Here is a 3,995-nt window from a genome sequence, read left to right on the forward strand (position 1 = left end):
TTCTTCCGGGTCGCGGCGGCGGGTGGGGCGGGGGGGGGGGCTTTCGATCGGGTTGGGGCCGGTGGGGCGGGGCGTGGTGTTTTCTGCCGTGGTGATGCGGGGCGCGGTGGTTTCGGCCGTGGTGATGCGGGGCGTGGGGGATTCAATCGTGGTGATGCGGGGCGCGGGGGATTTGAGCGTGATGCGGATCGTGGGGCGGGGCGTGGGGGTTTCGGGCGCGGCGAGGGGCGGCCGGGGCGTGATGGTGAGCGCGGTGGTTTTCGGCGTGCCGACGACCGGCGGGCCAGGGACGAGCGTGGCGGTTCCGAGGCGGGGCGCGGATTCGATAGGGACAGTGGGACATTCGGCCCCGGCGAGCGTCGAGAGCCCGGGGAACGTCGCCGGGGCGGCGAGGGTGCGCAGGGGCCGGGTGGCCGGGCGCACGACCGCCGCGACGCCCGGCCGGACGAACCGGCGCTGCCGGAGGATGTGCAGGCCGCCGATCTGGACTCGGCCGTGCGCCGCGACCTGCTGAGCCTGGACAAGAACAACGCCGAGACGGTCGCCCGGCACCTCGTCATGGCCGCCCGGCTCCTGGACGAGGAGCCGGAACTGGCGCTGGCCCACGCCCGGGCGGCGCGGCAGCGGGCCGGGCGGATCGCGGTGGTCCGAGAGACCGCCGGTGTGATCGCCTATCACGCCGGTGAATGGGCGGAGGCGCTGTCCGAGCTGCGGACCGCCCGCCGGATGTCCGGTGGCGCGGGCCTGCTGGCGGTCATGGCCGACTGTGAACGCGGACTGGGCCGTCCGGAGCGCGCGATCGAGCTGGGTCGCAGCGACGAGGCCCGGCAACTGAGCGGGGACGAGGCCGCCGAACTGCGGATCGTGGTCGCGGGTGCGCGCATGGACCTCGGCCAGTACGACCAGGCGGTGGTCTCACTGCAGACGCCCGACCTGGATCCCTCCCGCACCGGTTCGTCCGCCGCGCGCCTGTTCTACGCCTACGCCGAGGCCCTGCTGGCGGCGGAGCGCACCGACGAGGCCCTGAAGTGGTTCCTGAACGCGGCCTCCGCCGACCTCGACGGCGAAACCGACGCCGAGGAGCGCGCGGACGAACTGGCAGGCGGCGGGGACTACGACGAGGACGACGGTGACGACCCGGACAGCGAGACCAGGTAGCGGCCCGCACCCGAGGAACCCGGACGGTCTCAGGGCAGCCACGCACAGACGAGTAGCAGGAAAACGAACGGGCAGTGGGCATCCGGGCGCCGGATGCCGGAGTAGGTGGAGGCAGTGACGCGGTTGAGGGAGCGGTTCGGGGCGCTGCTGCTGGACCTGGACGGCACGCTGTATCGCGGTAACGACGTGATTCCCGGTGCGCCGCAGGCACTGTCGGGCGCGACGAGTCCGCAGGCGCTGATGTATGTCACCAACAACGCCAGCCGATCGGCCGCCACGGTCGCGGGTCACCTGGCCGAATTGGGTTTCGCCGCAACGGAGAACGAGGTCGTGACCAGTGCGCAGGCGGCGGCCCACGTGCTCGCCGGGCGGCTGTCCCCGGGCGCCACTGTGCTGGTCGTCGGCACCGACGATCTGGCCGCCGAGGTCGAGCGGGTCGGTCTGCGTCCGATTCGCCGCTTCGACGGTGCCGCGCCCGACGCCGTGGTGCAGGGGCATTCGCCGCAGACCGCGTGGCCGGATCTGGCGGAGGCGGCCTACGCGCTGCGCGCCGGGGCGTTGTGGGTGGCCGCGAATACCGACGCGACACTGCCGAACGAGCGCGGCCTGGCGCCCGGTAACGGCTCGATGGTCGCCGCCCTGCGCGCGGCCACCGATCTCGAGCCGACCGTGGCGGGCAAGCCGTACGCGCCCCTGCTGGAGGACGCGCTGGAGCGCGCCGGTACGCGCGATGCGCTGGTCGTCGGCGATCGCCTCGACACCGACATCGACGGCGCGCTCTGCGTGCACCTGCCGTCGCTGCTGGTCCTGACCGGCGTCAGCACCCTCGAGGATCTTCGCAGGCGCCCGGCGGATCGCCTCCCCACCTACGTCGCCGAGTCTCTCGACGCGCTGAATCATCCAGTGGCGCAAGCAAACCCGCTCCCCACCGACACGAAAGACATCGCGGACCGACTGGCCGAGCGTCTGCGTCAGCACCCGGGCCGGGCGGTCGCCCTCACCCGCTGGACCTGAAAGCCGCGCCTGTCCGGTGACCTTCCCGCACAATGGGACGGGTTGCGGAGCGGGAGGTGGCATGGCGTCGGTGGAGATGCGGGATCTCGGTTCGGCGGAGCTGGGGGAGGCGGCCGGGGTGCTCGGGCGGGGGATGCGAGAAAATCCCATCGTGGTGCGGGTCTTCGGGGCCGAGCCCGCGTCCCGGGAGCGGTCGCTCACGAGATTCTTCCGGTTCGGATTGCGGGGGCTGGTCCGGCAGGGGACGGTGGCGGCGGCATTTCGCGACGGACGGCTTGTCGGCGTGTGCGGGATGGGGCGGCCGCGCGAGCGCGGGCCCGGTCCGGTCGAGAATCTCGCCGCGTTGTCGGCGATCGCGCTGAGTCACCCGCCCGGGACGGCGCTGCGCATCGTGCGGTGGACCGGCGCGTGGGCGCGGCGCGACCCCGACGAACCGCATTGGCATCTCGGCCCGGTCGCCGTCGACGCCGGATTGCAGGGTCAGGGCATCGGCAGCGTGATGCTCGAACAGTTCTGCGCCCGAATGGAATCCGAGCGGGCAGTCGGATATCTCGAGACCGACAAGCCCGAGAACGTCAGCTTCTACACGAGATTCGGGTTCACGGTGGTGGGGGAGGCCGACATCCTGGGCGTCCCCAACTGGTTCATGCGGCGTGGCCCGGGGCTGCCGGATCGACGATGAGCCGGGGCCGAGAACTCACCGGGACCGCGCGGACTCCGGTGCCGCGCCGCCGGACCTGTTCACCAGGCCGACGAGGACCGCGCCCGCGCGGCGGCGGGCGATGGCGGCGAGTTCGTGGGCGGCGGTGGGGAGCTTGAGCCACCACCGCTCGCCGCAGCGGTAGTCGTCGGTGCGCGCGAGGCGAGCGGCCAGGTCGGGGCGCTGGAGCAGCAGGTAGCGGCGGGCGCGGGCGGCGTGCATGGGGTCGGAGGCGATCTTGATGTGGTCGGCGTGCTCGATCAGCGGGATCGTGAATTCGATGTTCTGCCAGGTGCTTTCGGCCTTGTTCTCGATACGGATGCGGGCCTCGGGAACGCCGAGCCGCGTGCGGGCGTACCGCGCCATCACCTCGGCCTCGGGCCATTTCCGCCGGACCGCCCCGCCGGTGAACACCATGATGCCCGCGCGGCCCGGATCCATCGAGCGCGCGGCGATGCGGCACCGCCAGCGCTGCAGCGGGTGGGTGCCGCCGTCCGCCCGGGGCGGAAAGCCGAGCACCACCACGGCTTCGGTGCCGCCACGGGGCCCCGAGGGCAGGCCCGCGTTCGGGTACCGCCGCGACGCCCGCCGGTGCAGCCATTCGGCCGCCGCGACGGGCACGGCCGCGCCGAGCGCCGCCGCGGCCCACCACCGGCTCGCCCCTAGTCGATCGCGTCGCACGGACCACATTGTGCCAGCGTCGACGAACGGCGCGGGGACGGTGGTCCCGACGGCCGGTCGGCGCCGGACGGCTCGCTGATGTGTTGTGTTCTGCCACAACGACCTCAGGGGTGCTGTTATCGACAGTCCTCGCCGACGGCGATCGGGCACAACGATGTTCGGGCCGATATTAAGCTCGGCGACGCTCGAGAACGTCGACGGTTGCGGGAGTGGGCGATGCCGCAGAGAGCCGTGGGCTTGCGCCGGGGTGCGGCGCCGGGCCGGAGCAGGGGGACCCCGGGGCACAAAAAGGACACGGCCCCCCCGGTGGTCGGCGCGCGGGGTGAGGCCGGCCAGGGCCGGACCGCCGCGCAGCTCGGTGCGCGAACTCGTCACCTCCATTCTCGTGGGGAGGACCGAGGAGCTCGCGGCCGAGGCGCCGCTGGTCCGCGCGCTGGTGGAG

Annotated in this window: 4 protein-coding genes; 3 read left to right on the forward strand and 1 reads right to left on the reverse strand. The window is 73.0% G+C overall.

Features of this window, described 5'->3' with window-relative positions; all coding sequences use genetic code 11:
* The 3 genes from QH290_RS03315 to QH290_RS03325 form a co-directional block, all read left to right on the forward strand.
* A partial coding sequence (locus QH290_RS03315; RefSeq protein WP_280381913.1) for a hypothetical protein occupies positions 1-1,158 on the forward strand: 1,158 nt, incomplete at its 5' end.
* A 114-nt stretch (positions 1,159-1,272) separates the two neighbouring features.
* The gene (locus QH290_RS03320) at positions 1,273-2,172 is read left to right on the forward strand and encodes an HAD-IIA family hydrolase (RefSeq protein ID WP_280381914.1); all 900 of its coding nucleotides are present in this window, start codon (positions 1,273-1,275) and stop codon (positions 2,170-2,172) included.
* A 61-nt stretch (positions 2,173-2,233) separates the two neighbouring features.
* A complete protein-coding gene (locus QH290_RS03325; protein WP_280381915.1) occupies positions 2,234-2,854 on the forward strand; it encodes a GNAT family N-acetyltransferase in 621 nt (206 codons plus the stop codon).
* 15 nt (positions 2,855-2,869) lie between these two features.
* On the opposite strand, the gene QH290_RS03330 is transcribed toward QH290_RS03325, so the two are convergent.
* Complete coding sequence (locus QH290_RS03330) at positions 2,870-3,553, reverse strand: YdcF family protein (protein WP_280381916.1); 684 nt, start codon at positions 3,551-3,553, stop codon at positions 2,870-2,872.
* Positions 3,554-3,995 lie beyond the last annotated feature (442 nt).

Origin of the sequence: Nocardia wallacei (genome assembly GCF_029869545.1) — a bacterium.
Lineage (GTDB): Bacteria > Actinomycetota > Actinomycetes > Mycobacteriales > Mycobacteriaceae > Nocardia > Nocardia wallacei_A.

Coding starts and splice junctions, on each gene's coding strand:
- QH290_RS03325 (WP_280381915.1), top strand. CDS start 2,234: ATGGCGTCGGTGGAGATGCGGGATCTCGGTTCGGCGGAGCTGGGGGAG.